The following is a 24867-nucleotide window of genomic DNA, read 5'->3' on the forward strand; positions in this document are numbered from 1 at the left end:
AACGATGGCATGGAGTTAGAGACTTCATGTAGCAAAGATCGACGCGCGCCATGGTCGACAATCGACGTCAGAAAGGTCTTTTAATCGCCGCGAAAAAAGGACAAAGCCCCAACTTCGATGAAGTAAGGGGCTTTATCAACAGCCTCAAAACAAAACGGCCCGAACAGGGCCGTTTTGTTTGCTATCTTTAAGAACACATTTTATATCCATCTGGCATGAGGCGCGTATGATCCACGACCCACCCTCCGACTACCGTCATACCATGACCGCATTGTTTCATGCCTACCGGGCGTTGACCGCAAAGCCAGACGCCATTCTCGCCCGGCGCGGCCTGGCGCGCGTCCATCACCGCATCCTGTTCTTTGTCGCTTGTCAGCGCGGACTGAGTGTCAAGGAATTGCTCGCCGCGCTCGGCGTCACCAAACAGGCAGTGCACCAGCCCATCCGCCAACTCGTCGGCATGGGACTGATCGAGAGCCACCTCGACCCCAAGGACAAGCGGGTCAAGCGCCTACAGTTGACGCCGGCCGGCACCCAACTGGAAGCGGAACTTCACGGCGAACAGGTCATGCTGTTGGATCGGGCATTTCACCTGGCGGGGCGAGACGCCGTGCGCGGCTGGGCCACGGTGTGCGAAACCCTCGCCGACGCGGACACTCATTCGATGCGTTCGTAACGCACCTCGAGAATGTCGATTTCCTCTTCCCCGTCCGGACCACGAAACAATACCGTGTCGCCCTCGCGGGCCTTGAGCAGGCAACGGGCAATCGGTGAAATCCAGCTGATGTGGTTCTTCGACAGATCGGTTTCATCCACGCCGACAATGCGCAGCAACTGCTCCTGGCCGTCGCCGCGCTGAATCAGCACCGTGGCGGCAAAGAACACCTGGTCGGTCGCCGGGCGGATTTCCGGGTCGACCACTTCGGCAATCTCCAAACGCTTGGTCAAAAAACGGATGCGGCGGTCGATTTCGCGCAGCCGCCGCTTGCCATAGATATAGTCACCGTTTTCCGAACGGTCGCCGTTGCTGGCGGCCCAATTGACCACCTGCACCATTTCCGGCCGCTCGCGATGCACCAGGTGATACAGCTCTTCCTTCAAGCGGCGCCAGCCACCCGGCGTCAGGTAATTTTTACTGCTGGCGGGCAGGCGCTGTTCGGCGGGCAGATCGTCGTCAGCGTCGCCGTCCTGCTCTTTGGTGAATGCCTTGTTCATCCTGCCCCCATCCTTAGCCGTCACTCAGCGATGCGGCTTGGCGCCCGTCATGGTCAGGTGCGCCCATTTCATCACCGCGGCCACCTCGACTTCGTTAAGCTCGTAGAACTGCCCGCGCTTCAAGCGCGGCGGCAGGCCGATCTGACCGAAACGCACCCGCATCAAGCGGCTGACCTGCAGGCCGAAGTGCTCGAACATGCGACGCACTTCACGATTGCGGCCTTCCTTGAGGATCACGCGATACCAATGGTTGGCGCCCTCGCCGCCTTGATCGATGATGCGCTCGAAACGCGCGGGGCCATCCTCCAGCTCGATGTCCCGGCACATTTCGCGCCGTTGCTCATCGGACAGCTCGCCCAACACGCGCACGGCGTACTCGCGCTCCACCTCGAAACTCGGGTGCATCATGTTGTTGGCCAATTCGCCGCTGGTGGTAATGATCAACAGGCCGCTGGTATTGATGTCCAGACGGCCTACCGCCACCCAGCGGCTGCTTTTGGCCTGCGGCAGGCGGTCGAACACCGTGACGCGGCCTTGCGGGTCGTCGCGCGAAACGATCTCGCCTTCCTGCTTGTGATACAGAATCACCCGCGGCAACCGATCCGCCCACTTGAGTTTGATCTGGCTGCCCTTGACCGTGACACGGTCGTGCGGGCCTACTTTATCGCCCAGCGTGGCCTTTTGGCCATTGACGAGCACGAGGCCGGCCTCGATCCACTCTTCCATCTCGCGCCGCGAGCCCACGCCCGATTGCGCCAACGCCTTCTGCAGCCGGACCGGTTCGATGCGGTCGCTATCCACACGGGTTTCGCGCAGCTTGCGCACGCGCTCCTGCATCTTCTGCCCCGGCTCGCGCAGCACCAGTTTCTTGGCGCGGCTGACTTTGGGCGATGCGGCGCGTTCCTCGCGCGGCATGCGCGCCTCCTCGCGCTCGATCGGCGAGCGCGAATCGCGGCGCGTATCGCGCGGCTTCGGCGCCCTACCGGCCGGCGCGGTGGCCGTACCTGGTTTTTTGCCGAACGGCGCTTGTTTGCCCGTCGATGCGGCGGCCGTACCCGGCTTTTTGCCGAACGGCGCTTGTTTGCCCGCCGATGCGGCGGCCGTATCCGGCTTTTTGCCCAACGGCGCCTGTTTGCCCGTGCCAGGCGGCAATTGCGCAGGTTTGGATTTGATGAATGTTGAGCCTTTCGGCGTGCCGCCGGCAGCCGGGTTGCGCGGCTGGCTCGTTTCGCGGCCTTTGACACGCGCCACCGGTTGGCGGGCGTGTTGGCGTTGTCCTTTAGACATGTCGATTCCTGTTCTTTCCGGAGCGTGTCCCCACGCCCATAGCCCCTCAGTCGTCGAGAGGCGAGTCGTCCGGCTCGTCGGCCGGCACGCTGTCTGGCACCACCAAGGCGCCCAACTCGGCCAAGGGCGGCAGGTCGCGCAAAGAGAGCAATCCCAGATCATCCAGGAATTTGCGCGTGGTGGCGTAGAGCCCCGGCCGGCCCGGCACTTCCTTGTGCCCGATCACTTCGATCCAGGCACGTTCCAACAAGGTCTGCATCACCCCTGTCGATACCGATACGCCGCGGATCGACTCGATGTCGCCGCGCGTAACAGGTTGCTTATAGGCGATGATCGCCAAGGTTTCCATGACCGCGCGCGCATAGCGCGGCGGCTTCTCCGGGCTGAGCCGCGACAGATAAGGCGTGAGCTCAGTGCGAGCGCGAAAGCGCCAGCCGGAAGACAAACGCACGAGCTCAACCCCGCGTCCGAGCCAATCGCGCTGGATATCCTCCAACGCGTCGTTGATCTCGGTCGCGGCCACCTCCTCGGCGAACAGCTTCTTCAGCTGGCCGACCGACAATGGCTCGGTCGCCGTCAGCAAGGCGGTTTCAAGAACAGTCTTGAAATGGATCGGGTCACCCGTCATGGAGATGCGTCATGTGCAAAAAATGCGGGAAGGTGCGGATTTTACATGAAAATTCCGTCACATGGCGAGCAGGTTACAGACCCTATCGCCAGGATTCCTGCGCCGTCTCCGCGCCACGCACGTAAATCGGCATGTAGGCGGCCTCCTGGCTGACGCGCAGCAAGCCCTCCTTGACCAATTCCAGAATGGCGATGAAATTGACCACCAGATACGACACGCCCCGATCGATATCGAAGAGCGCCTCGAACGCCACATAATCGCGACCGTCGACCTGGCGTAAAATCCAGCTCATCTGTTCGCGCACCGACAGCTCGTCGGTGGTGACCTGATGATGACGGTTACGCGCCGCACGCGACAGGATGGCAAGCCATGCCGCACGCAAATCCGCCGGCAACACCTCCGGCAGCCGCGCTTCGGCCGTTTGTTCGATCAACACGGCAAGCCAGGCGAAATCACGCTCAGCCTGTGGCAACCGATCGAGCGCGAGACCGGCCAGCTTCATCTGCTCGTACTCCAACAGCCGGCGCGCGAGCTCGGCGCGCGGATCCTCCGCGTCGCTCTCGTCCTCGCGCGGGGGGCGCGGCAACAGCAAACGCGATTTGATCTCGATGAGCAGCGCGGCCATCAACAGATATTCCGCCGCCAATTCCAGCCGCTCCTGCTGCATGGCGTCGATGTACGCCATGTATTGCGCGGTGATCGGCGCCATCGGGATATCCAGCACGTTCAGATTCTGTTTGCGGATCAGATACAGCAGCAGATCGAGCGGCCCCTCGAAGCTTTCCAGAATCACCTTGAGCGCGTCGGGGGGAATGAACAGATCTTGCGGCAATGTCAGCACCGGTTCGCCAAACACGTGCGCCACCGGCACCCCGTCTGGCAACGCGGGCGCCTCAAGCACAAAACCGTCTTCGCCAACGCCGCTCATGATTACAGCATCAAATTCAACAGACCGTACATCAGCTGCACCAGCGGGGAGAGCATCAACGACAACACGTTGACCCCGCCGATCTGCCCAAACGCCAACAAGCCAATCAGAATCCACATGCCGTAGGGCTCGAGACGCGAGTACTGCCAAGCCAGCCGGCGCGGCAGCAAGCTCTCCAGGATGCGGCCGCCGTCGAGCGGCAGAATCGGCAACAAATTGAGCGCCATCAGCATCACGTTGATCATCATGCCGGCCTGACTCATCAGCGCCAGCGGCTCGCTATAGCCATTGTCCATCAACAGCGCGAGCTTGAAGAATAGCGTCCAGATCAGCGCCATGACCAAATTGGCGCCAGGTCCGGCGGCAGCCACCCAGCGGCTGCCGACACGCGGATTTCTCAGTGCGCCGAAATTGACCGGCACAGGCTTCGCCCAACCGAAAATGAACCCGCCGATCGCCAGGCACAAGAGCGGCAGCAGAATGGTGCCGAACGGATCGATGTGCTTGAGCGGATTGAGCGTCATGCGCCCGAGCACATAGGCGGTCGGATCGCCGAAACGCTTCGCCGCATAAGCGTGCGCCGCCTCGTGCACCGTGATCGCCAGCAAGATCGGCAGCGCGTAGACGGAAATTTTTTGGAGTAAATTCAGAGTATCCATGGGCTCTCGTTTCAGAAAATCGACCGATTCGGTTGGTACTTTTCCGAGGTAAATCGTTCGCGCCAACACATTACAAGCCAAACAACGCGGCATCGCCCTTGCCGCGCCGGATCAGCGCCGCGCCATCGGTCAAGTCGACCACCGTCGTCGGCTCGCTGCCGCACCAGCCCCCATCCAAAATCAGATCCACCTGATGCTCCAGCCGGTCCCGGATATCGTAGGGATCGCACAGTGGCTCCGCATCGCCGGGCAACATCAGCGTCGAGGACAAAATCGGCTCGCCCAGCTCTTCGAGCAGCGCCAGCGACACTTTGTGGTCGGGCACGCGCAGGCCGATGGTCGAGCGTTTGGGGTGCAGCGTTCGACGCGGCACCTCGCGCGTCGCCTGCAGAATGAAGGTAAAACTGCCCGGCGTCGCCATTTTGAGCAAACGAAATTGCGCGTTGTCGACTTTGGCGTAATTCGCCAGTTCCGACAGGTTATGGCAGACCAGGGTCATGTGGTGCTTCAGGTCCACTTGGCGAATCGCCAGGATGCGTTCCATCGCGTGCTTGTCGCCCAATTGGCAGCCAAGCGCGTAACAGGAGTCGGTCGGGTAAACGATGACCCCGCCGTCGCGTAGAATATGCACCGCCTCGCGGATCAGCCGCGCCTGTGGGTTTTCTGGGTGAATCACGAAAAACTGTGCCATGTTTGCTCCATCAAGCCTGTACGCGGTCTGCCAGCAGCTCCCACACGGGTCGGCAGATCGGCGGCAAATCGTCGGTCACGCCCACGTCGCGCCCCCCCTCGCCAGGCGCATGAAAATCGCTGCCGGCACTGCTCCATAGATCGTAACGCTGAGCGATCAGCGCGTACTTATGCAAGTCGTCCAAGCTGTGGCTGCCGCTGGCAACTTCGATCCCCTCGCCGCCCGCAGCCTTGAACTCGTTGATCAGCCGTTCAGTCAGCGTGCGCCCCAGATCGTAGCGGCCAGGGTGGGCAATCACCGCCACGCCGCCGGCGCCGACGATCCAGCCAACCGCATCGGCCAGGGCGGCCCAATGGTGCGGCACATAGCCCGGCTTGCCTGGCGTCAGATATTTGCGGAACACCGTGCGTACGTCCTTGACGTGGCCTTGTTCCACCAGAAAACGGGCGAAATGGGTGCGGCTCACTTGTTCCGGGTTGTCGCAAACGGCCATCGCCCCCTCGAAAGCCCCGTCGATGCCGACGCGCGCGAGCTGCGCCGCCATCTCGCGCGCCCGTTCGATGCGTCCCTGACGCACCGCGTCGAGCCCGGCCAAGAGCACGGGATCGTCAGAATCGAAGCCCAGGCCGACAATATGCACCGTCTGCGCCTTGACGCCCCAACTCACGGATACCTCGACACCATTGAGAAAGGGCAATGCCAGCGCCCGCGCCTCGGCGCGCGCCTCGGCGAGACCCGTGAGGCAATCGTGATCGGTCAGCGCCACCAAGCTCGCCGAACGGCCATGCGCGCGGCGGATGACCTCCGTGGGCGACAGCGCGCCGTCGGACGCACGAGAATGGAAATGCAAGTCGATACTAGCCATGCGGCTCCTCCCGGTTGGCGTTCTGGCGCGCCTGCCAATCCGCTAGCGCCTGACGATACGACGCCAGTTCGGCAAAATAAACCGTCCAGACACAAAATTCACAGCCGCTGCCACAGCACATGCTGTCCTCCGGCGGGATGGGCTCGGTCGGCGCGGCGTCGTCCAAAGCGTCAGTCACCCGCGGCGACCACGTCGATGGCAAAACCCGTGCCGCTGACACGGCTCCCCGGGCGAATCTTGCAGGTCTTGCGCAGCTCCTGTTGGCCATCGACCGCGATACCGCCCTCAGCCACCAAATGCTTGGCCGCGCCGCCGCTATCGGCCACGCCGCAAATCTTGAGCAAATCGCACAAAGCGATGTATTCACCGCGTAATTCAAAAGTTTTCTGCATTTCTTCACATCCACGCTGAATAGTACTGTGAGCCGACCGTGGATAACCCAGTCAACTCCTTCTGCCATCAGGGAAAATTCCGACAGCTTATTTTTTAGGCACCCCAGCCAGACTATCCCCGTCCGTCCGGGACAGGACTGTGAGCCGACTGTGGACAACTCCATCAAACCACTGAGGAAAAAGCGGTTTTTTGAACTGATTAAATTTTAGGCAAATCCGGCAGCACTTGCCGCAATGCCTGCCAGGCCGCCGTCACGCGCGCCGGGCCTTCACCGGCAATTTCGCGCCAGGACGAACCCGTCGCCGCCAGTGCCGCGCGATAACGCGCCAACAGCATCTCCCGCCCATCCGAATGCGTGCGCAACGGATCCGGCGCCCAGGGAATATCCGGCAACGGCAGCAAGGTCAACGCGTAATCCTGAGGACGATGGAGCATGGCCAACGCCGGTTCAGCCCGGCCGAACGCCACCTCAGCCCAAATACGGCATGTCAACGCCGTGCTATCGCACAACAGGCAGCGCACGCCACTGGCGGCGGCATGCCGCTCGGCGTCCAATTGCCCGCGGGCGATGGCCAGTACATCCGCGGGTGTCGGCTGATAGGGCCGCGCGGCATAATAGGCGCGCGCGTATTCGGGCACCAGTTGCGCCGAGATGCCGGCCGCCTGCAAACGCTTCAGCAGCGTCTCGGCCAATGTCGTCTTGCCGCACGACTCCGGTCCGACGATCGCCACCTTGCACACCCCGTCCCGCATAGCGTCAATCCACCGTCAAAGTTGAACATTATATGATCCACAACGCTGCGGGGTAAATTCTCACACCCAGCGGGGACAGCCTTGTGAGCCGCTTGTGGATAGTCCAGGCAAGTCGATGATCGGCTGACGATTTTTGTGGCCGCTTATTTTTTGAGCAACAAAAAAGGATTGTCCACGAACGGAGTGGAAAGCGCTGTGAGTCGGCTGTGGACAAGCGCGGCAAGTCATTGAACAGACGACGATCTCGCCCGGCTGCGCAAAAAACAGGCAAATCCAACGGCCGTGCCGTCAAAAGGGCGCACAAAAGATCATGCGCCACCGTCAATGCGGTTTTCCACCCGGGGCGTGGAAAGGCCTGTGGGTCGGTTGTGGACAAGACCGGCAAGTCCTTGATGCGGCGAACGTCTCGCGCACATGCAAAAAAAATAGGCAGCCCGCCGCGCCAGGACATCAATTCACCGCCACCTCGCCGACCCAGTCTCGCGTCAAGGCATCCCGCTTTTGGACCATATCAACCGGCAGGGCGCACACCCAGAGCAGTTTGGCGACAGCAGCCTCCGGCGTCAGATCGCCCCCGGGCACCGCGCCGGCGCGCACCAGCGGCTGGCTTGCGGCATAGGCGCCGGGCGCCACCGCGCCACGCAAGGCCTGGGTGATGTTCAACACCAGCGTGCCGCGCGCCGCCGCGGCCGACACGCCGGCCAAAAGCGCCTCGTCGTCCGGGGCATTGCCGTTGCCGTAGCTCATCAGCACGGCGCCATCCAACGGCTGAGCCGACAACGCCGCGCCAATCAAGCCCGCGCCCGCGCCGGGCGTCAAGAAAAAGGCGGCCACGTTGGCATCCAGTTGCGGCGCCTGGTCAGACAACGCCCCGCTGGCTGATCGCCAACGCGCGCGATGCCAAGCCGGCACGATGCCGAACTCCGCCAACGGCGGACAGTTTGGGCTATCGAATCCGTGAAAGCCGGCGGCATCCACCTTGCGCGCGCGGCAACCGCGCAGCATCACCCGGTCGAAAACGATCACGACCTCCTGTAGATCGGGCTGACAAGCCGCCTCGATCGCATCGGACAGATTGGTCCAGCCATCGCTGCCAGGCCGGATCAGCGGCAACTGCGACCCGGTCACCACCACCGGCTTGGCCAGTCCCTGCAGCGCGAAGGCCAGCATTGAGGCGGTATAGGCCATCGTATCGGTACCGTGCACCACAATAAAGCCGTCGAACTGATCGCGTCGGCCGACGATATCGCCGACGATCTGCCGCCAATGCGCCGGCGTGATGGCGGACGAGTCGATCAGTTGCGGATATTCAACGATGTCCAGCTCGCAGCGCCCCTCGGGCAAACGGGCAATCAGACGCGGCAGCAGGCCAGGCGCCGGTGCAAGGCCTTCCGGGGTATCGGCCATGCCGATGGTGCCGCCGGTATACAACATCAAAATTCTTGGCATGCTCAATCTCCGTTGTTCATGCCTGGATGGTAACGCATTGTGATGACACACAAGCATGCCGACGCGACGAAAACCCTTACGGACTGGCATAATTTATAAATTGTATTTTAAGATACTCAGATAGTCTGACTGCGCCGGCGGCGCATCGGGAGGTGGTATGCAAATCGAACAGCAACAAGCGGAAACGGAATTGGCCCAAGCGCGCGCTGCGTTGGACCGCAACGATATGCAACAGGCGGAGGCGCTGTGCCTGCAATTGCTGGCCAAGGCGCCTGAGTATGCGCCCGCCCTGCATCTGGGCAGCTTGCTGTTGTTCCGACAGGGAAAAATGCTGGGCGCCATCGAGCGCATGATGCATGCCATCGAGCTGGAACCCAATCGCGCCGATTGGCTCAACGATCTGGGCAATCTGCTGGCCGCGCATGGCCAGCCGGAACAGGCGGCACGCTTCTTCCAGCATTCGCTGCTCCTTGACGCGGAAAACGCCCAGGTATGGAACAACCTGGGCGCCATGCGCGAGCAGCTGGGAGAAACGGAGCTGGCCGGAGAGGCGTTCGAACTGGCCGTCTCGCTCGACGAAACGCTGGTCGATGCTTGGGCCAATTACGCCAACTGGCTGACCCGGCAAGGCCGGGATCAAGATGCCGCCGAATGCGTGCTGCGCGCATTCGTCGCAGCGCCCGCCAACGGCCAGCCGCTCGTCATGCGCGGTATGGCCCTGGCACGCCTGGGCCGTCAGCAGGACGCGGCGGAATGCTACCGGGAGCACCTGGCGCAACATCCGAACGACCCGACCGCGCAGCACCTCTATCACGCCTGCTTGCGCGACGAGGTGCCGACGCGCGCCGCCAACGCTTATATCGAAGCCAAATACGACGAATACGCCGATACGTTCGATCAACACCAGGCCGAACTCGGTTATCGCGGCCATCATATCGTCGCAGGCGCCGTCGCCGCCGCCTGCCCGCAGGGGCTTTGCGCGCTGGACGCCGGCTGCGGCACGGGCTTGGTCGGCAGCTTGATCGCGGACCAATGCCATCAGCTGACCGGCCTGGACCTGTCGGACAAGATGTTGCGCCATGCGAGCCGCACCGGTCATTACCACGTGCTTCAGCAAGGGGAGATCGTCGACTGGCTCGGCGCGCACCCCGGCCACTATGACTTGATCACCGCCGCCGACTTACTGATTTATTTCGGCGATCTGACCCCGTTCCTGCAGCAGGCGCGAGAAGCGCTGCGGCCGGGCGGGCGGCTGATCATGACGCTGGAAGCGTTGGAAGACGGCACGGCGCCGTACGAAATTCAGTCCACGGGACGTTTCCGACATGGCGAGCATTATGTCGACGCCCTGCTCAACCAGCTCCAGTTCGACCACGTGGACATCATTCCGGAAACATTGCGGATCGAAGGCGGCGCCCCGCTCGCCTGCTGGCTGGTCACGGCGCGCCGACCAAACTGATCAGTCGCCCCGCACAAGCAGAATCGGAAGATCGGCCTGACGCAGCACGCCTTCGGCCACGCTGCCCAGCAGCAGATGCATGATGCCGGTACGGCCGTGCGTTCCCATGACGATAACGTCGGCGGCCGCGTCACGCGCGGCCTTCAACAACGCCTGCGGCACGGGCTGACCCCGGCTTTGCACCAACAGCATTTCCGACGCCACGCCTTCCTTGCGCGCGCGCGTCTGCGCCCCCTGCAACAGGTCTCGCCCCGCTTCCACCAGCGGCTGGGTCATGCCCGCGTTGTCGATCAGCTCGGTACGGCCGTGGCTTTGCGGCGTGGTGTCGACGCTATGCGCAAGAATCAGCGTCGCGCCGAGGGACTTTCCGAGCCGAACCGCTTCGGTCAGCGCCAGATCGGAAGGGGAACTGTTATCAACCGGCACGAATATCCGCTGGTACAGCATGGCAGGCTCCTTGCATGGAACGATCGATAACTCACTGTAGACCCGCGCCATCCTGCAAGGTTTGACTAGGCGCAAGCCCCATGCCAAATGATTAGGGACCCTCTGCGAACCTAGGCCGTGCGTTGCTTCGCGAACGCACGCTGCCCAACCGCGAAATGTGTTCTGTTAAAGACGCTTAATCAGCATCCCTCACCCAGCGGGCAAGCACGCGGATGTAGCACAGTTCGGCCAATAACTCGATCAGCGTCTGCGAAACGATCACCGCGGGCAACAACGGCACGGCGCCCGGCACGGCCAGCGCCAACGGCAATACCACCAGCGAATTGCGCGTGCCGGCGCTAAACGATACCGCCCGCCGAGCGCTCGCCTCCAGGCGAAACAGGCGCCCTACCCACGCGCCGAGCCATGGGGCAACCAGCGCAAACAACCCGTACAGCGGCAGCACCCGCGCCACCGCGGGCAACGCCGCGCCCAGCCGCGGCACCGTCGCGGCCACTACCACAAACAAAACGAGGGCGGTAGCCGGCACGGGCAGACACGCCAAACCTTGCACCAAGCGCCGCCCGGCGACGGCTCGCGCCGCCCAGTGCTGCAGCAACGCGGACAGGGAAAGCGGAATGACGATCAACCCGACGAACGCGTGCACAAAAGGCGCCACGCGTACCGCCGTCGCCGCCCCGGCGCCGAGAAACAGGCCGAGATAGACCGGCAACAGCAACGCCTGCATCGCCAAGAGCACCGGCGTGGCCGCCAAGAGCCGGCCGGCATCGGCGCGCCCCAGATGCGAAAACGTCACCACATAATCGATGCACGGGGTCAGCAAAACCAGCAATACGCCCAAGCGCACCGCCGTTAGGGACCCTCTGAACAAGTCATTTACCGCTGCGGCGGCCCCTGGTGGAATGGGATGCGCGGCGCGGGGCGCAGTGGATGGTCATTCCATCCACAAGCCGCGCAACAAAGCAGACCGACCGCCAGGCGCCGCCCCGAAGGGTTTGGCCAACAGGCGGCCGCCTGACGGCGTTGCGCTCCTTGGCATCGCAGAATAACTGCGACCTGCGTCGCGCGCCTTGCACCCGGCCGCCTGTTGACCAAACGCAGTGGCAAATAACTTGTTCAGAGGGTCCTTAGGCAACAAGGGCTGTAGAGCCAACACCAAACAGGGGACAACCAGGAAATTTGCCGCCAACAACGCCGCCAGAAAACGCGAAGGGCGAAAAGCCCGCCCCAGCGACGACAGGGGAATTTGCAGAAAGGTTGCGAACAACATGAGCGCCAACGCCGGATCGATGGCGGCCGACAAAGCGGTTGCCGTCGGCCAGGCCAGGGCAACCGCCGTCGCCAGCGCGACAGCGGCCAAATAGATGCCGATCTGTCTTCGTTCCAAAACGGCAAGCCATCCAGCCACGTGCGTTTCCTTATCCGTTGAAACGGTCTCCGACCACGGCGTGCGCCAAAAATTCCAGCATCGCGGGCACGGCCGGCTCGCCCTCCGCCGGGGACCAGCTTGCCAGATTGTCGGCGGCAAGCGGCGCATACGGCCCGTGCTTGACCTCGAAAATCACACTGCCGGGATCGAGCGCGATCACCGAATGCCAGGAGCCGGGCTGCTGCTCGCAGACGGCGAGGCCATCGCGGCCTAGGCGGTGACGGGCAGTTACCGTGCCATGCTCGTCGAACTGGATCAGATCAAACGCGCCGGAAAGGGGGAGCAACATTTCGAAGGTGTGCGGGTGGCGGTGCGGGCGCACATAGGTGCCCGGTTCCATGGCAATGGCCAGCCGTTGAATCGGGTCGGACAATGCCTCATGGCCATTCCAATGGGCGCGCAAGCGCGGCGCAGCCGCCGCTTTGGCGCTAAGCGCGGTCAAGTCGGCGCGTTTCAAACTCTTCATGCTTTACCTCGAAGAAAATACGGCGTTTGTGCTTTCAAGTCAGCATGGTTATTATGTCAGACTTTGGTGAAACACCCTTCAATAGATGCCTTTTATTCACGCTGCGCCGACCGCCAAGCAATGACCCATCACGCCTTCGACACGACTTCCGCGCCCACCCGCCACGTATGGCTAGCCTGGTTGATCTTTGCCGTCATTTGGTTCGGTACCATCGGCCATAACGTGCTCATCCACCCAGATGAAGGCCGCTACGCCAGTATTTCGCTCGGCATGCTGCAAAGCGGCGACTGGCTATCGCCACGCCTCAATGGCCTGCTGTATTTTGAAAAGCCCGCGCTGCCCTATTGGCTGGGCGCTTTGAGTTTCCAATGGTTTGGCGTCAACGAATTCGCCGCGCGGCTGTGGCCGGCGCTGGCGGGCTTCCTGTCCATCGCCCTGGTCGGCTTCACCGCTGGCCGCCTGTGGGGCCGGGAAGCTGGCCACCTGTCGGCCATGATCATGGGCGGCAGCAGTTGGGTGATGCTCAACAGCCATTTTCTTAATCTGGATACCGGGCTGACGGCGTTTTTGACCTTGTCGCTGTGCGCCTTTTTGCTGTCGCAGCAGGAGGACGCAGGGCAAACCACGCGCCGCGGTTGGATGTGGCTGTGCTGGGCCGGCATGGCGGGCGCCACACTCTGCAAAGGCCTGATCGGCATCGCCATCCCTGGCGCCGTGCTGGTGCTCTACAGCCTGCTATCGCGTCAATTCACGCTATGGCGCCGCCTGCATCTGATTACCGGTCTGATCATTCTGCTGCTTCTGACCGCGCCATGGCTCGTGCTGGTTTCGATGAAGAATCCGGATTTCGCGCATTTCTTCTTCATCCATGAGCACGTCCAACGTTTTCTGACCACCGAGCACCGCCGCACCGGCCCGGTATGGTACTTCGTGCCCTACCTGCTCGTGGGCTTCATGCCTTGGATCACGCTATTGCCGGCGGTACTGGCGCAGGGATTGCGGCGCGAGGGACGCTGCCTCGTGCAGCCCGAACGCCTGCTGCTGATCTGGGCGCTGTTCGTATTCGTCTTTTTCAGCGTGTCCGGCTCCAAGCTGCCCTCGTACATCCTGCCGATGTTCCCGGCACTCGCGCTCTTGGCTGGCCGCGCGCTCGCCGACCAGCGCCCGGCCATGCTGTTCAAGCACATGATCGTGCCGGTGTGCCTGTGGATCGCCTTGTTGGTGGCGTCGTTCCTCGTTCGCCGCTGGGTCAGTGCCGATACGCCGCTCGCCGTGCTGCAGTCGCTCGCCCACCATGTCCAGCTGGCCGCCGTGGTCTTCCTCGTCGGCGCTGCCTGCGCCTGGCGCTTTCTCGCGCTGGAGCGGCTGACGGCGGCCGTCATTATGCTGTCCCTGGCGAGCCTCGCCGCGCTGTCGCTGGTCGAGGTCGGCTACAATGCCTATGCGCAATTGAAGAGCAGCAAGGAGATCGTTCAGACGCTCCACCCCACGGCCGACACCGAGGTCTTCTCCGTACGCACCTACGACCAGACGCTGCCGTTCTACTTGCGCCGCGATGTGGTGCTGGTCGATTACGTCGACGAATTCGAACTGGGCGAACACATCGAACCCTCTCACTGGATTCCCACACTCGACGGTTTCGTCGCCCGTTGGCAAGCCGCGCCGCGCGCGCTGGCCTTCCTGTCGGAAGACACGTATCAGCAGCTCAAGGCGCAAGGGCTGCCGATGCGTATCGCCTATCAAGACCCGCGCAGACTAGTGGTGGCCAAGCCATGAAATTACTCGAATTCGCTCTGATCCTGTTTGGCGTGTTGCTCAATGCCGTCGCGCAGCTGTGTTTGAAAGCCGGCGTGCGCCAAATCGGCCACTTCGATTTCTCGCCCGCCAACATTTGGCCCATCGGCTGGAAGCTGGCCACCAACCTGCCGATCTTCGGCGGGTTGTCTTGCTATGTCGTCAGCGTGGTGGTGTGGATTTTGGCACTCTCGCGCGTCGAGGTGAGCGTCGCCTACCCGATGCTTTCCATCGGCTACGTGGTCAACGCGCTACTCGCGTGGTGGCTGTTCGGCGAAATGCTCACCGCACAACGACTCATGGGTATCGCCGTGATCATCGTCGGTGTGGTGCTGGTAGCGCGCAGTTAAGCAAAGGACCCGCTCATGGATTTTCTGCCTTTTACCCGTCCGGATATCGACGAAGCCACCATCGCCGCCGTTGGCGACGTGCTGCGCTCGGGATGGCTCGCCACCGGCCCGCGCTGCCGCGAATTCGAGGCCAAGTTGTCGGACTACGCCGGAGGACGACCGGTGCGCGTGGTCACCTCCGCGACCGCCGCGCTGCAAATGGCGCTGCAAGTCGCCGGCATCGGTCCGGGCGACGAGGTCATCACCACCCCGCTGTCGTGGATTGCCACGGCAAACGTCGTGCTGGCGGTCGGCGCCACCCCGGTGTTCGTCGACGTCGACCCGGTCACGCGCAACATCGATCTGAACCTGATCGAAGCGGCCATCACGCCGCGCACCCGCGCGCTCTTGCCGGTCGACCTGGCCGGTTTGCCGGTCGACCGTGAACGGCTGTACCGCATCGCCGGCGCGCACGGCTTGCGCGTGATCGAAGACGCGGCGCAGTCGATGGGCGCGAACTGGAACGGCCAACGCATCGGCGTAGGCGGCGACCTGGTGTCCTTCAGCTTCCACCCGAACAAGAACATGACCAGTGGCGAGGGTGGCTGCCTGGTGATGAATAACGAGGACGAGGCGCGCCTGTTCGAGAAGCTGCGCCTGCAAGGCGTCACCCGCTTGCCGGACGGCACGATGGACGTCGACGTATTGGGTGGCAAGGCCAACCTGACCGACATCGCCGCCGCCATCGGCTTGGGCCAGCTTGAGCGGCTGGAAGGCTTCAATGCCCGCCGACGCGAACTCGCGCGGCGCTATTTCGATCGACTGGACCCGGCGCTGGGCCTCGCGCTGCCCCCCGCCGATTTCACCCACGGCAACTGGCACATGTTCCAGCCGCTGTTGCCGCTCGCCGGCATGCGCATGACGCGCGGCGAATTTATCGACGCCATGAAGCAGCAAGGCATCGGCATCGGCGTACACTACCCGGCGATGCACCTGTTCACATTGTTTGCCGAGCGCGGCTTCAAGGCGGGCGACTTTCCGGTGGCCGAAGACATTGGCGCGCGCACGATCACGTTGCCGCTGTTCCCCGCCATGCGTGACGAAGACGTCGACCGGGTGTGCGCGGCGCTCTCGCAAGTCATGAAACCTGTACTAAATTAAACCATCATGTCCGAAGTCATAAACTTATCGGTAGTCATACCGGTTTACAACGAAGAAGCCGTATTGGCGGCGTTGTTCGCGCGCCTGTACCCGGCCCTGGACGCCCTGGGCGTGCGCTACGAAATCGTCTTCATCAACGACGGCAGCCGCGACCGTTCCGCGGCCATGCTGGCGGATCAATTCGAACAGCGGCCCGACGTTACGCGCGTCATCCTGTTCAACGGCAACTTCGGTCAGCACCGCGCGCTCTTGGCCGGTTTCGAACATTGCCGCGGCGAGCGCATCGTCACCCTCGACGCCGACTTGCAAAACCCGCCGGAAGACATCGGCGTGCTGTTGGCCAAGATGGACGAGGGTTACGACTACATCGGCTCGATCCGTCGCAAGCGCAACGACAGCCTGTGGCGCCATGTCGCCTCGCGCATGATGAACCGCCTGCGCGAGCGCATTACCCGCATCCGCATGACCGACCAAGGCTGCATGATGCGCGCCTACAGCCGCCGCATCATCGACACCATCAACCAGTGCAACGAGTTGCATACGTTCATCCCGGCGCTGGCCTACCAGTTCGCCCAGCGGCCGACCGAAGTGGTGGTCGGCCACGAGGAACGCTTCGCCGGCAATTCCAAGTACTCGCTCTACGCGCTGATCCGGCTCAACTTCGACCTGATGACCGGCTTTTCGCTGGTGCCGCTGCAGCTGTTCTCCTTCCTCGGCATCATGGTGTCGTTCCTGTCGACGCTCTTGGTGATCTACATGGGCGCGCGCCGTCTGATCATCGGGCCGGAAGAAGGCGGTCTGTTCACGCTGTTCGCCATCGCCTTCCTGCTCATCGGCATCGCGCTCTTCGGCATTGGTCTGCTGGGCGAGTACGTCGGCCGCATCTACCAGGAAGTCCGCAAACGTCCGCGCTATCTGATCAGCGCCGTGCTGGAGAAACAGCCGTGACGCGCGCCGTGGTATTCGCCTATCACGATGTCGGCGTGCGTTGCCTGAAGACGCTGATCGGCGCTGGCGTCGATGTGGCGCTGGTGGTCACGCACGAGGACAATCCCGGCGAAACCATTTGGTTTGGCAGCGTGGCGCAGGTGGCGGCGGAGTACGACATTCCGACCATCACCCCGGACGACCCCAACAGCGACGAGGTGGTGGCGCGCGTGCGTGCGCTCGCGCCGGACTTTCTGTTCTCGTTCTACTATCGCAAGATGCTCAAAGCGCCGCTGTTGGGCACGGCACGGCGCGGCGCCTACAACATGCACGGCTCGCTCTTGCCGAAATACCGTGGCCGCGTGCCGATCAACTGGGCGGTCATCCATGGCGAAACCGAAACCGGCGCCACGTTGCACCAAATGAACGTCAAGCCGGACAACGGCCCGTTGGTCGATCAGTTCGCCGTGCCGATCCTGCCCGACGACACCGCCGCCGAAGTCTTCGACAAGGTGGTGGTCGCGGCCGAAATCGTCCTGGAGAGAAGCCTGCCACGCCTGATTGACGGCAGCGCCGCGCTCACCCGACAAGACCTGAGCCAGGGCGCCTATTTTGGCGGCCGCGGCCCGGAAGACGGCCGCATTGATGCCGCTCAGCCAGCCCGCGTCCTGCACGACTTCGTTCGCGCGCTCTCTCACCCCTATCCCGGCGCCTTTGCCGACACGCCGGCCGGTCGGCTGATCCTGTGGAAAACCCGTGTGATCACGCCGGCGGGCGGGCAGCCAGCCCCAGTCCGCGCCACGTTGCGCGTCGATGGCGCGCATTTGCGCCTCGATGCCGCCGATGGCGGCGCTTTGCGCGTGATCAGCGCCGAGCTCGATGGACAAACGCTGGACCCCGCAAGATTCGCCGCCTGCTTTGGCGAGCATGCGGCACTCCCTCTTTAAAAAAAGTGAAACGGTAGAACCCTCATGAAAAAAGTACTCATCCTTGGCGTCAATGGCTTTATCGGCCACCACTTGACCAAGCGCATCATCGAAACCACCGACTGGGAAGTGTATGGCATGGACATGCACGCCGACCGCGTGCTGGAATGGCGTGATCACCCGCGCTTCCACTTCTTCGAAGGCGACATCACCATCAACCGCGAATGGATCGAATACCACGTCAAGAAGTGCGACGTGGTACTGCCGCTGGTGGCCATTGCCACCCCGGCCACCTACGTCCAGGCGCCGCTCAAGGTGTTCGAGCTCGACTTCGAAGCCAACCTGCCGGTGATCAAGTGGTGCGCCAAATACAAGAAACGCGTGGTCTTCCCGTCCACCTCCGAGGTATACGGCAAGAGCACCGACGCCGAATTCGATCCGGAAAATTCCGATCTGGTCTACGGCCCGATCAACAAGCCGCGCTGGATCTACGCCTGCTCCAAGCAGCTGATGGACCGCGTCATTGCCGGCTACGGCCAGCAAGAAGGCCTGGACTACACCCTGTTCCGCCCGTTCAATTGGATCGGCGCCGGGCTTGACAGCATCCACACGCCGAAGGAAGGCTCGAGCCGCGTCATTACCCAGTTCCTCGGCCATATCGTGCGCGGCGAACCGATCAAGCTCGTGGACGGCGGCGCGCAAAAGCGTGCGTTCACCTACATCGACGACGGTATCAGCGCGCTGATGAAGATCATCGACAACCGCGACGGCAAAGCCTCTGCGCAGATCTACAACATCGGCAACCCGAAGAACAACTACTCGATCCGCGAACTGGCCAATATGATGCTCAAGCTCGCTGCCGAGTATCCGGAATACCGCGAGAACGCCGCCAAGGTCAAGATGCTGGAAACCACGTCGGGCGACTACTATGGCAAGGGCTATCAGGACGTGCAAAATCGCGTGCCGAAGATCGCCAACACCATGACCGATCTGCAATGGGAACCGAAAGTGACCATGGCCGACGCGCTCAAAGGCATCTTCGACTTCTACCGCGATCAAGCCGCTTCGGCGCGCGATCTGGCGGAGTAACCGATGCCCAAGCTGGCTCTCAAGGTCGATGTCGATACTTGGCGCGGCACCCGTGAAGGCGTGCCGCAGCTGGTCGAGCTCTTCGCTCGCCACCAAGCCGGCGCGACCTTCCTGTTCAGCCTGGGACCGGACCATACCGGCCGCGCCATCCGCCGCGTGTTCCGCAAGGGCTTTCTACAGAAAGTCTCCCGCACCTCGGTGGTCGAGCACTACGGTATCCGCACGCTGCTCTACGGCACGCTGCTGCCCGGCCCCGACATCGGCCGGCGCGAAGCCGCGCTGATGCGCGGCGTGCGCGATGCCGGCTTCGAAGTCGGCATCCACACCTGGGATCATATCAAGTGGCAGGATTTTGTCGCCGGCAAGGACGCCGCTTGGACCGAGCGCGAGATGAACCGCGCCGCGGAGCGCTTCACCCAGGTATTCGGCCACCCGCCGCGCACCCACGGCGCAGCCGGCTGGCAGATGAACACCGCCGCCTACGCGCATGAGGCGACGCTGAGACTGGATTACGCCTCGGATTGCCGAGGTCGTCATCCGTTTCAGCCGGTCGACGCGCAAGGACGCAATCTAGGCGTGCCGCAGCTGCCGACCACCTTGCCGACGTTGGATGAGCTGATCGGGCTTGACGGCCTGACCAACGACAACGTGCATCAGGCGCTGCTCGATCTGACCGCCGAGGCGCCGGAGAGTGGGCACGTCTACACCTTGCACGCCGAACTCGAAGGCATGCGTCTTCTCAACGTGCTCGACCGGCTCCTGGCAGGCTGGAAGCGCCAGGGCTACGAACTGGTTTCCTGCGCGGAACTGCTGGCGGGAACCGACCTGGCCGCGCTGCCGCGCTGCCCGGTGCTGATGGGCGAGATTCCGGGCCGCAGCGGCACGCTGGCGCTGCAGGGCTAGCGTTTAGCCAGGCCGTCCGTGGCGCACTGCCTTCGGCGAGTGCGCCCTACGCGGGCGGGGCTCTTGGTCCTACTCGTGAACGGGCGGCGTGGCGCGATACTGGCCTTGCCGCTCGATCATCCACCCCGGATATTCGGGCGGAAGCTTGCTGACCCGGTCCAACTCGGCCAACTCCTCCACGCTTAAGATCACGCCGCTGGCGGCAATGTTGTCGCGCAGCTGATCCATCGTCCGCGCGCCGATGATCACCGCGCTCACCACCTGGCGCGACAACAGCCATGCCAGCGCAATCTGCGCCACCGAGACCCCGCGCGCCTCGGCCATCGGCCGCATGGCGTCGACACAGTCGAAACCCCGCACCTTGTCCACGAGCGGGAAATCGAAGCTGGCGCGCCGGCTACCGGCCGGCCCGCTGCCATCGCGCTGGAACTTGCCGCTCAACAGCCCGCCCGCCAGCGGACTCCATACCATCAGCCCCATATGCTGATCTTGCAGCAGCGGCACCAGCTCGCGCTCCAGATCGCGCCCGGCGACGGTGTAGTACGCCTGCAAGCTGGCAAAACGCGCCCAGCCCTTCTGCGCCGACAGGCCCTGGGCCTTCATGATTTGCCAAGCGGCCATATTGCACACGCCGACATAACGCACCTTGCCCGAACGCACCAGCGCATCCAGCGCCGACAGCGACTCCTCGAACGGCGTCAGCGGATCGAAGCCGTGCAGCTGATACAAATCGATATGGTCGACCTGCAGCCGCTTGAGGCTCGCGTCGACTTGATTGAACAAGTGATAGCGCGATTGGCCACGGTCGTTGGGGGTCTTTTCATCCATGACCCCGGTGGCCTTGGTCGCGATAACCAGTTGATCGCGCGGCAGCTTCAGTTCCCGCAGCGCCTGCCCCACCAGGGTCTCCGATTGACCGAGCGCATAGACGTTCGCGGTATCGATAAAGTTGACGCCATGCTCGAAGGCGTAGGCGATCTGCTCGTTGACGGCCGACTGTCCCAGCCCGCCCATCACTTTCCAGAAGCCCTCGCTGCCGTACGTCATCGTACCGAGACACAGTTCGGACACGTAGAGGCCGGTTTGGCCCAATAAACGGTATTTCATCGTCACACTCCTTTTACCAGCGTTCCAGGATGGTCAGATTGAAGTCGCAGGCGGCTTGCAACGCCACCAGCTGGTCCTCGCGAATACGTTTGACCCAGCATTTGTCGTAATGACGTCCGCCGTCGCTTTGCCAGCGGAAGCCGCGTTCCTTCGCCTTTTCGCGTTCGTCGTACTGCACATTGGCTTGCACCAGCAGCCATTTCCGCTGGCTGTTGGCAATCACCTGCCCCAGTTCATAGCGGCTGAGAATCGCGAGCAAGGTCATGACGGCGCCGATGGCGCGGTGTGGGAAGGTATTGAGCAGGCCGTGGAATCCGGCCAGATAGAGCAACTGCCGCCCCGTGCAAGCGCGCGGGTAATCGATGTCGTATTGCGTGTCGAGCCACGGCGTGGCCGGCATTTTCAAACCGAAACGGGTAAAGGCCCGTTCGAGCAGAACGCGGTCGAACGCGCGGCCATTATGCGCCGCCACGTAGTCGGCCTTTTGCATCAGATTGGCGATCGGCTGCAGCGTGCGGATATCCCACGGCCGGCCATGGCGGGCGAGCAGCGCGTCGGAGAGCCCCGTTCCCTCCGCCGATTCGGGCGATATCGGTCCCTCGGGCTTCAGCAACACCGACAGCCACTCCAGCGGCTGCCCGAACTCGCTATCCCACAGCACCAGCCCCACTTCGGTGATGACGTTGTCGGCAAGGTCGCCATTGACGGCGCCGGCGGTTTCCAGACCCAGACCTAGCAGCAGCATGACAGGTTGATCCGACAGTGAACGGGCTACCAGCATAATCCGCTCGCATGACGTTTGCCACCCTGTGGGAACGGAAGTGGGTGAAGCGGAACCCCCGCTTTTCCACTCCCGCCGTTACGCTTGTGCGCGCTTCCACTGCGGGAGTAAGGGCAACACCTTGAAAACGGGAGTGGGGGCCGGCTTTTACTCCCGCCGTTCAGGTTTTGCTTCTCTCCACTCCCTTATATAGCTACACCCGGAACCGCCCGAACATCTCGCGCATGCGTGTCGCGCCTTGGGTCAACGTCGACAAGGTCTTATGCACGTCGCCCAGCGACTGATCATTGTCGATGATGCGGCCATTGATCCGTTCGGTGCTTTGGGCGATCAGGGTGGTGGCCTTGTGCTGCTCGCTGGTGGACAACGCAATCTCATTCATCTTGGCTTCGACCTGGCGCATCGAATCCTGAATCGACACAATGCGTTCCGCCGCGCTGTGCGTCAGCCCCACGCCGCCGTCGACCGCGCGCACCGTCAGTTGCATGTTGTTGACCGCTTGTCCGGTTTCGGAACGGATCATCTCGACCATGCCGGCAATTTCCTGGGTGGCGCTGCCGGTGCGCTCGGCCAGCTTGCGCACTTCGTCGGCCACCACGGCAAAGCCGCGCCCTTGTTCGCCGGCCCGCGCCGCCTCGATGGCGGCGTTCAACGCCAGCAGATTGGTCTGATCGGCGATGTCCTTGATCACGTCGGTGATGCCGGAGATCTGCTGCGAACGCTGATCGAGCGAACTCAACATATCCGACAATCCCTTGACCACACCGACCGTATCGCCCATCTCGGTCGACAGCTTATCCATGTCGCCGGCGCTCTCGCTCGACACCGTGCCGGTCTGCGACACGAGGCCGTCGGCCTCACGCGCCGCGTCGGCGATGTGCGAAATGCTGACGGTGATCTGTTCCAGCGTGGCGGCATTGGCGCTCGACACGTCGGAGATCTCGCGCGAATCGCTGACCACTTTCTGAACCGAGGCGCTTGCCGCGTGCACGCCCTCGATCAGATGATCCGCCTCGCGCTTCACGCCCTGGAACATCGTCTGCAACTGACCGATGAACACGTTGAAGGCATTGGCGGTTTCGGCGATTTCATCTTGCCCGATCACCTCGATGCGGCGCGACAGGTCGCCCTCGCCTTGCGAAATTTCGCGCATGGCGCTCTCCAACCGGCGCAACCCCTTGAGCATGCGCGCGAGCACGAAGCTCGCCAACGGCACCAGGATGATCAACGCCGCCAGCACGGTGATGGAAATGGAGATCATCACCTTGACCATCGGCCCGGACACCACCGAGGTATCCATTGCCACGCCCAGCAGCCAATCGGTGCCTTCGACCGGCACGATCTGCACGTAGGTCGGCGTGCCGTTCATGCTCACCTCGAGGGTCTCGCCGCTACCGGCGGCAGCGGCCAGACGGTCCGCCGTCAGATCGGGAGACGCCTGGGTCAGCGGCTTGAGCGCCAACTGCGCATCCGGGTGCGCCAGCACCTTGCCGTCCTTGCTCACCAGAAACGCGTAGCCGTTGCCGCGCAGTTTGACCGACAGCACGGTTTTGACCAGATCGTCGACCAGCACATCGCCGCCGACAACGCCCTTGAGCGTGCCGTTACTAATGACCGGCGCGGCAAAGGTCAAACAGATACGACCCGTGGTGAAATCGGTGTAAGGCGGGGTGACGCCCGGCTTGCCGCTGCCGGAGGCCATTTTGTACCAGGGACGCGCGGTCGGATCATAACCCGGCTTGGCGGCGTGGCCGTCGGAATAGACGATATGGCGGTCGGCGAAGCCGATATACGACTTGGTGAAGCCACCGGCCTCATTGACACGGCCCAGCGCCGGCACCGGCTCGGCCATGTCGGCGATGGCGCCTGCCGCGACCACGCTGGTCAACTTATCCGTATACCAATTTTTCACAAAGGCGGCATAGCCGTGGGCCGTGCCCGACAGCTCATGGTCGACGCCTTCGACCATGCCATTACGCATCTGACCGTATACCAGCACGGCAATGACGAGACTGACCAGCGCCATGAGCATGGCGACAAAGACAATGAGTTTGACGCTCAGAGACCGCATGATGGGGTATTCCTGTGAAATCTTCTTTTATCGCCGGTCCTGCCGGGCCGGTGCGCCTGATGTAGCCGTAATGAACAATGGATTGGAAATATTGTATTCAAAGCAGCTAGTTGCCGAGCACGATACCCCCCTGCATCACGCGTTGCAGCGATATTTTCAGCGGGTGTCTCATCCCTCCCACGCAGGTAAAAATACCGATTGAATCACAGCCGGAATTGTGGTTATCAATTTAATATCGAAGGGGGATTTTCAAGGAATAGGGCTAAACATGCCGGTCAGGGCGCGTAGAGAACCGTCCTTGCGCATGCTTTGCAACGCTTGATTCAGCGCCGCCAGCATCTCGGGGGATGTCTCGGGATGACAAGCCAGATATTGGTCCGACTTGCCGATGGCAAGCAGCGGGCGGATACCGTGATATGGCGCCAAGGAAATCAACGTTTGCGCCCGGCCGGCGGCGGCGATCCACAGGTCGAGGTGGCCGGCCAGCAGCTTGCGCGCATTGAGCTCTTCGTCGCCGACCAGCTCCAGCCGGGTAAAGCCTTGCGTGCGCAGATAGTCCGACTTGGCGTCGTGCAGCGTGCCGCCGATGCGGTAGGGCCGGGCATCATCCAGCGTATCGAGATGGCCCTTGAAAGCCGGCCCGGCGTACAACACCCACTGGTTGACCGCAATCGGGCCAACCCAATGGAACAGTGGCGCGCGCTCGGGCGAACGGACAATGGAATAGATACAGGTGTTGGCCGTCTGCTGCGTCATGGCAAAGGCGCGCGACCACGGCAATACCGAAAATTGCCCGCTCAGATGCGCCCGACGCAGCATCTCGGCGACCACCGCGGTCGACACCCCGACGGCGTGGCCATTTTCCTCAAAATTCAATGGCGGCTGGTTTTCCGTCACCAGTTGCAGCACGGGCTCGCCCCATGCGGCCGCGCCGCCAGCCAACCAAGCCGTCACGGCCAGACAACACGCCCAGACAAAGCGCCGGGCCGAATGATTCCCCCCCATCGATTCTCTTCCTCAAATGCCGCAAATACATCGTTGTTTTATGATGCCAATGTATTATTTTAATGACATTCACAAATTGATCGCGGTCATATTTTGTGCGCAATG

Annotated in this window: 28 protein-coding genes; 9 read left to right on the forward strand and 19 right to left on the reverse strand. The window is 62.5% G+C overall.

The window, feature by feature from the left end; genetic code table 11:
• Positions 1 to 226: 226 nt before the first annotated feature.
• Positions 227 to 676 carry a MarR family transcriptional regulator gene (locus tag JOZ06_RS17545; RefSeq protein ID WP_293234794.1) on the forward strand — a complete coding sequence of 150 codons (450 nt, stop codon included), beginning with the start codon at positions 227 to 229 and terminating at the stop codon, positions 674 to 676.
• Here the strand turns inward: JOZ06_RS17545 and greB are convergent.
• The 11 genes from greB to JOZ06_RS17600 all read right to left on the reverse strand — a co-directional run bounded on the left by greB (position 658) and on the right by JOZ06_RS17600 (position 8868).
• The gene (greB, locus tag JOZ06_RS17550; RefSeq protein ID WP_293234796.1) at positions 658 to 1215 is read right to left on the reverse strand and encodes a transcription elongation factor GreB; all 558 of its coding nucleotides are present in this window, start codon (positions 1213 to 1215) and stop codon (positions 658 to 660) included. The genes JOZ06_RS17545 and greB overlap by 19 nt on opposite strands.
• A gap of 24 nt (positions 1216 to 1239) precedes the next feature.
• The gene (gene rluB, locus JOZ06_RS17555) at positions 1240 to 2502 is read right to left on the reverse strand and encodes a 23S rRNA pseudouridine(2605) synthase RluB (protein ID WP_293234798.1); all 1263 of its coding nucleotides are present in this window, start codon (positions 2500 to 2502) and stop codon (positions 1240 to 1242) included.
• A gap of 46 nt (positions 2503 to 2548) precedes the next feature.
• Positions 2549 to 3130 (reverse strand): SMC-Scp complex subunit ScpB, encoded by a 582-nt coding sequence (gene scpB, locus JOZ06_RS17560; RefSeq protein ID WP_293234800.1) that lies wholly within the window; start codon positions 3128 to 3130, stop codon positions 2549 to 2551.
• An 82-nt stretch (positions 3131 to 3212) separates the two neighbouring features.
• The gene (locus tag JOZ06_RS17565) at positions 3213 to 4058 is read right to left on the reverse strand and encodes a ScpA family protein (RefSeq protein ID WP_293234802.1); all 846 of its coding nucleotides are present in this window, start codon (positions 4056 to 4058) and stop codon (positions 3213 to 3215) included.
• A gap of 2 nt (positions 4059 to 4060) precedes the next feature.
• The gene (locus tag JOZ06_RS17570; protein WP_293234804.1) at positions 4061 to 4717 is read right to left on the reverse strand and encodes a site-2 protease family protein; all 657 of its coding nucleotides are present in this window, start codon (positions 4715 to 4717) and stop codon (positions 4061 to 4063) included.
• A gap of 70 nt (positions 4718 to 4787) precedes the next feature.
• On the reverse strand, positions 4788 to 5408 hold the full coding sequence (locus tag JOZ06_RS17575; protein ID WP_293234806.1) for an L-threonylcarbamoyladenylate synthase: 621 nt from the start codon (positions 5406 to 5408) through the stop codon (positions 4788 to 4790).
• Positions 5409 to 5418: 10 nt separating this feature from the next.
• Complete coding sequence (locus JOZ06_RS17580) at positions 5419 to 6273, reverse strand: 3',5'-nucleoside bisphosphate phosphatase (RefSeq protein ID WP_293234808.1); 855 nt, start codon at positions 6271 to 6273, stop codon at positions 5419 to 5421.
• Positions 6266 to 6451 carry an oxidoreductase-like domain-containing protein gene (locus tag JOZ06_RS17585; RefSeq protein WP_293234810.1) on the reverse strand — a complete coding sequence of 62 codons (186 nt, stop codon included), beginning with the start codon at positions 6449 to 6451 and terminating at the stop codon, positions 6266 to 6268. Before JOZ06_RS17585 ends, JOZ06_RS17580 begins: the two co-directional genes overlap by 8 nt.
• Positions 6444 to 6665, reverse strand: coding sequence for an RNA-binding S4 domain-containing protein (locus tag JOZ06_RS17590; RefSeq protein ID WP_293234812.1), 222 nt, complete (start codon positions 6663 to 6665; stop codon positions 6444 to 6446). Before JOZ06_RS17590 ends, JOZ06_RS17585 begins: the two co-directional genes overlap by 8 nt.
• Before the next feature lie 199 nt (positions 6666 to 6864).
• Positions 6865 to 7419 (reverse strand): ATP-binding protein, encoded by a 555-nt coding sequence (locus tag JOZ06_RS17595; protein WP_293234814.1) that lies wholly within the window; start codon positions 7417 to 7419, stop codon positions 6865 to 6867.
• 450 nt (positions 7420 to 7869) lie between these two features.
• Positions 7870 to 8868, reverse strand: a complete 999-nt coding sequence (locus tag JOZ06_RS17600) for an asparaginase (RefSeq protein WP_293234816.1) — start codon at positions 8866 to 8868, stop codon at positions 7870 to 7872.
• 157 nt (positions 8869 to 9025) lie between these two features.
• Here JOZ06_RS17600 and JOZ06_RS17605 point away from each other — a divergent pair, with 157 nt between their 5' ends.
• A complete protein-coding gene (locus JOZ06_RS17605; protein WP_293234818.1) occupies positions 9026 to 10327 on the forward strand; it encodes a methyltransferase in 1302 nt (433 codons plus the stop codon).
• Here JOZ06_RS17605 and JOZ06_RS17610 read toward each other — a convergent pair whose 3' ends face one another.
• The 4 genes from JOZ06_RS17610 to JOZ06_RS17625 form a co-directional block, all read right to left on the reverse strand.
• Positions 10328 to 10774 (reverse strand): universal stress protein, encoded by a 447-nt coding sequence (locus tag JOZ06_RS17610; RefSeq protein WP_293234820.1) that lies wholly within the window; start codon positions 10772 to 10774, stop codon positions 10328 to 10330.
• Between the two features lie 175 nt (positions 10775 to 10949).
• Positions 10950 to 11645, reverse strand: coding sequence for a hypothetical protein (locus JOZ06_RS17615; protein ID WP_293234822.1), 696 nt, complete (start codon positions 11643 to 11645; stop codon positions 10950 to 10952).
• A 63-nt stretch (positions 11646 to 11708) separates the two neighbouring features.
• Positions 11709 to 12182, reverse strand: coding sequence for a hypothetical protein (locus tag JOZ06_RS17620; protein WP_293234824.1), 474 nt, complete (start codon positions 12180 to 12182; stop codon positions 11709 to 11711).
• Positions 12183 to 12192: 10 nt separating this feature from the next.
• Positions 12193 to 12669: a WbuC family cupin fold metalloprotein gene (locus tag JOZ06_RS17625; RefSeq protein WP_293234826.1), complete on the reverse strand. Its 477-nt coding sequence runs from the start codon at positions 12667 to 12669 to the stop codon at positions 12193 to 12195.
• A 120-nt stretch (positions 12670 to 12789) separates the two neighbouring features.
• On the opposite strand from JOZ06_RS17625, the gene JOZ06_RS17630 reads away from it, so the two are divergent.
• The 7 genes from JOZ06_RS17630 to JOZ06_RS17660 are packed head-to-tail and all read left to right on the forward strand — an operon-like array spanning position 12790 to position 19798.
• Complete coding sequence (locus JOZ06_RS17630) at positions 12790 to 14445, forward strand: glycosyltransferase family 39 protein (RefSeq protein WP_293234828.1); 1656 nt, start codon at positions 12790 to 12792, stop codon at positions 14443 to 14445.
• A complete protein-coding gene (locus JOZ06_RS17635; RefSeq protein WP_293234830.1) occupies positions 14442 to 14813 on the forward strand; it encodes an SMR family transporter in 372 nt (123 codons plus the stop codon). The genes JOZ06_RS17630 and JOZ06_RS17635 overlap by 4 nt, the downstream gene beginning before the upstream one ends.
• A 15-nt stretch (positions 14814 to 14828) precedes the next feature.
• A complete protein-coding gene (locus JOZ06_RS17640) occupies positions 14829 to 15953 on the forward strand; it encodes a DegT/DnrJ/EryC1/StrS aminotransferase family protein (protein ID WP_293234832.1) in 1125 nt (374 codons plus the stop codon).
• A 6-nt stretch (positions 15954 to 15959) separates the two neighbouring features.
• Positions 15960 to 16901 carry a glycosyltransferase gene (locus JOZ06_RS17645; RefSeq protein ID WP_293234834.1) on the forward strand — a complete coding sequence of 314 codons (942 nt, stop codon included), beginning with the start codon at positions 15960 to 15962 and terminating at the stop codon, positions 16899 to 16901.
• Positions 16898 to 17827 (forward strand): formyltransferase, encoded by a 930-nt coding sequence (locus tag JOZ06_RS17650; RefSeq protein ID WP_293234836.1) that lies wholly within the window; start codon positions 16898 to 16900, stop codon positions 17825 to 17827. The genes JOZ06_RS17645 and JOZ06_RS17650 overlap by 4 nt, the downstream gene beginning before the upstream one ends.
• A gap of 24 nt (positions 17828 to 17851) precedes the next feature.
• Entirely contained in the window at positions 17852 to 18895 is a 1044-nt protein-coding gene (locus tag JOZ06_RS17655) for a bifunctional UDP-4-keto-pentose/UDP-xylose synthase (RefSeq protein WP_293234838.1), read from the forward strand.
• A 3-nt stretch (positions 18896 to 18898) separates the two neighbouring features.
• A complete protein-coding gene (locus tag JOZ06_RS17660; protein ID WP_293234840.1) occupies positions 18899 to 19798 on the forward strand; it encodes a 4-deoxy-4-formamido-L-arabinose-phosphoundecaprenol deformylase in 900 nt (299 codons plus the stop codon).
• A 69-nt stretch (positions 19799 to 19867) separates the two neighbouring features.
• On the opposite strand, the gene JOZ06_RS17665 is transcribed toward JOZ06_RS17660, so the two are convergent.
• From JOZ06_RS17665 to JOZ06_RS17680, 4 genes are all read right to left on the reverse strand, one after another.
• Positions 19868 to 20905: an aldo/keto reductase gene (locus JOZ06_RS17665; protein WP_293234842.1), complete on the reverse strand. Its 1038-nt coding sequence runs from the start codon at positions 20903 to 20905 to the stop codon at positions 19868 to 19870.
• Positions 20906 to 20918: 13 nt separating this feature from the next.
• Complete coding sequence (locus tag JOZ06_RS17670) at positions 20919 to 21650, reverse strand: hypothetical protein (protein ID WP_293234844.1); 732 nt, start codon at positions 21648 to 21650, stop codon at positions 20919 to 20921.
• 229 nt (positions 21651 to 21879) lie between these two features.
• On the reverse strand, positions 21880 to 23757 hold the full coding sequence (locus JOZ06_RS17675; RefSeq protein ID WP_293234846.1) for a methyl-accepting chemotaxis protein: 1878 nt from the start codon (positions 23755 to 23757) through the stop codon (positions 21880 to 21882).
• A 249-nt stretch (positions 23758 to 24006) separates the two neighbouring features.
• Positions 24007 to 24762, reverse strand: coding sequence for a transporter substrate-binding domain-containing protein (locus JOZ06_RS17680; RefSeq protein WP_293234848.1), 756 nt, complete (start codon positions 24760 to 24762; stop codon positions 24007 to 24009).
• Positions 24763 to 24867: the final 105 nt, after the last annotated feature.

It is taken from the genome of Paludibacterium sp. (assembly GCF_019232825.1).
In the GTDB taxonomy this organism is placed as follows: Bacteria; Pseudomonadota; Gammaproteobacteria; order Burkholderiales; family Chromobacteriaceae; genus Paludibacterium.

Bases quoted from the DNA above. Each gene is read 5' to 3' on its own strand.
- JOZ06_RS17645 (WP_293234834.1), top strand. From the start codon at position 15,960: ATGTCCGAAGTCATAAACTTATCGGTAGTCATACCGGTTTACAACGAA.
- JOZ06_RS17655 (WP_293234838.1), top strand. From the start codon at position 17,852: ATGAAAAAAGTACTCATCCTTGGCGTCAATGGCTTTATCGGCCACCAC.
- JOZ06_RS17590 (WP_293234812.1), bottom strand. From the start codon at position 6,665: ATGCAGAAAACTTTTGAATTACGCGGTGAATACATCGCTTTGTGCGAT.
- JOZ06_RS17660 (WP_293234840.1), top strand. From the start codon at position 18,899: ATGCCCAAGCTGGCTCTCAAGGTCGATGTCGATACTTGGCGCGGCACC.
- JOZ06_RS17680 (WP_293234848.1), bottom strand. From the start codon at position 24,762: ATGGGGGGGAATCATTCGGCCCGGCGCTTTGTCTGGGCGTGTTGTCTG.
- JOZ06_RS17600 (WP_293234816.1), bottom strand. From the start codon at position 8,868: ATGCCAAGAATTTTGATGTTGTATACCGGCGGCACCATCGGCATGGCC.
- JOZ06_RS17635 (WP_293234830.1), top strand. From the start codon at position 14,442: ATGAAATTACTCGAATTCGCTCTGATCCTGTTTGGCGTGTTGCTCAAT.
- JOZ06_RS17570 (WP_293234804.1), bottom strand. From the start codon at position 4,717: ATGGATACTCTGAATTTACTCCAAAAAATTTCCGTCTACGCGCTGCCG.
- JOZ06_RS17670 (WP_293234844.1), bottom strand. From the start codon at position 21,650: ATGCTGCTGCTAGGTCTGGGTCTGGAAACCGCCGGCGCCGTCAATGGC.
- JOZ06_RS17640 (WP_293234832.1), top strand. From the start codon at position 14,829: ATGGATTTTCTGCCTTTTACCCGTCCGGATATCGACGAAGCCACCATC.
- JOZ06_RS17610 (WP_293234820.1), bottom strand. From the start codon at position 10,774: ATGCTGTACCAGCGGATATTCGTGCCGGTTGATAACAGTTCCCCTTCC.
- JOZ06_RS17545 (WP_293234794.1), top strand. From the start codon at position 227: ATGATCCACGACCCACCCTCCGACTACCGTCATACCATGACCGCATTG.
- JOZ06_RS17580 (WP_293234808.1), bottom strand. From the start codon at position 6,273: ATGGCTAGTATCGACTTGCATTTCCATTCTCGTGCGTCCGACGGCGCG.
- JOZ06_RS17595 (WP_293234814.1), bottom strand. From the start codon at position 7,419: ATGCGGGACGGGGTGTGCAAGGTGGCGATCGTCGGACCGGAGTCGTGC.
- JOZ06_RS17575 (WP_293234806.1), bottom strand. From the start codon at position 5,408: ATGGCACAGTTTTTCGTGATTCACCCAGAAAACCCACAGGCGCGGCTG.
- JOZ06_RS17675 (WP_293234846.1), bottom strand. From the start codon at position 23,757: ATGCGGTCTCTGAGCGTCAAACTCATTGTCTTTGTCGCCATGCTCATG.
- JOZ06_RS17605 (WP_293234818.1), top strand. From the start codon at position 9,026: ATGCAAATCGAACAGCAACAAGCGGAAACGGAATTGGCCCAAGCGCGC.
- scpB (WP_293234800.1), bottom strand. From the start codon at position 3,130: ATGACGGGTGACCCGATCCATTTCAAGACTGTTCTTGAAACCGCCTTG.
- JOZ06_RS17665 (WP_293234842.1), bottom strand. From the start codon at position 20,905: ATGAAATACCGTTTATTGGGCCAAACCGGCCTCTACGTGTCCGAACTG.
- JOZ06_RS17565 (WP_293234802.1), bottom strand. From the start codon at position 4,058: ATGAGCGGCGTTGGCGAAGACGGTTTTGTGCTTGAGGCGCCCGCGTTG.
- JOZ06_RS17625 (WP_293234826.1), bottom strand. From the start codon at position 12,669: ATGAAGAGTTTGAAACGCGCCGACTTGACCGCGCTTAGCGCCAAAGCG.
- rluB (WP_293234798.1), bottom strand. From the start codon at position 2,502: ATGTCTAAAGGACAACGCCAACACGCCCGCCAACCGGTGGCGCGTGTC.
- JOZ06_RS17630 (WP_293234828.1), top strand. From the start codon at position 12,790: ATGACCCATCACGCCTTCGACACGACTTCCGCGCCCACCCGCCACGTA.
- greB (WP_293234796.1), bottom strand. From the start codon at position 1,215: ATGAACAAGGCATTCACCAAAGAGCAGGACGGCGACGCTGACGACGAT.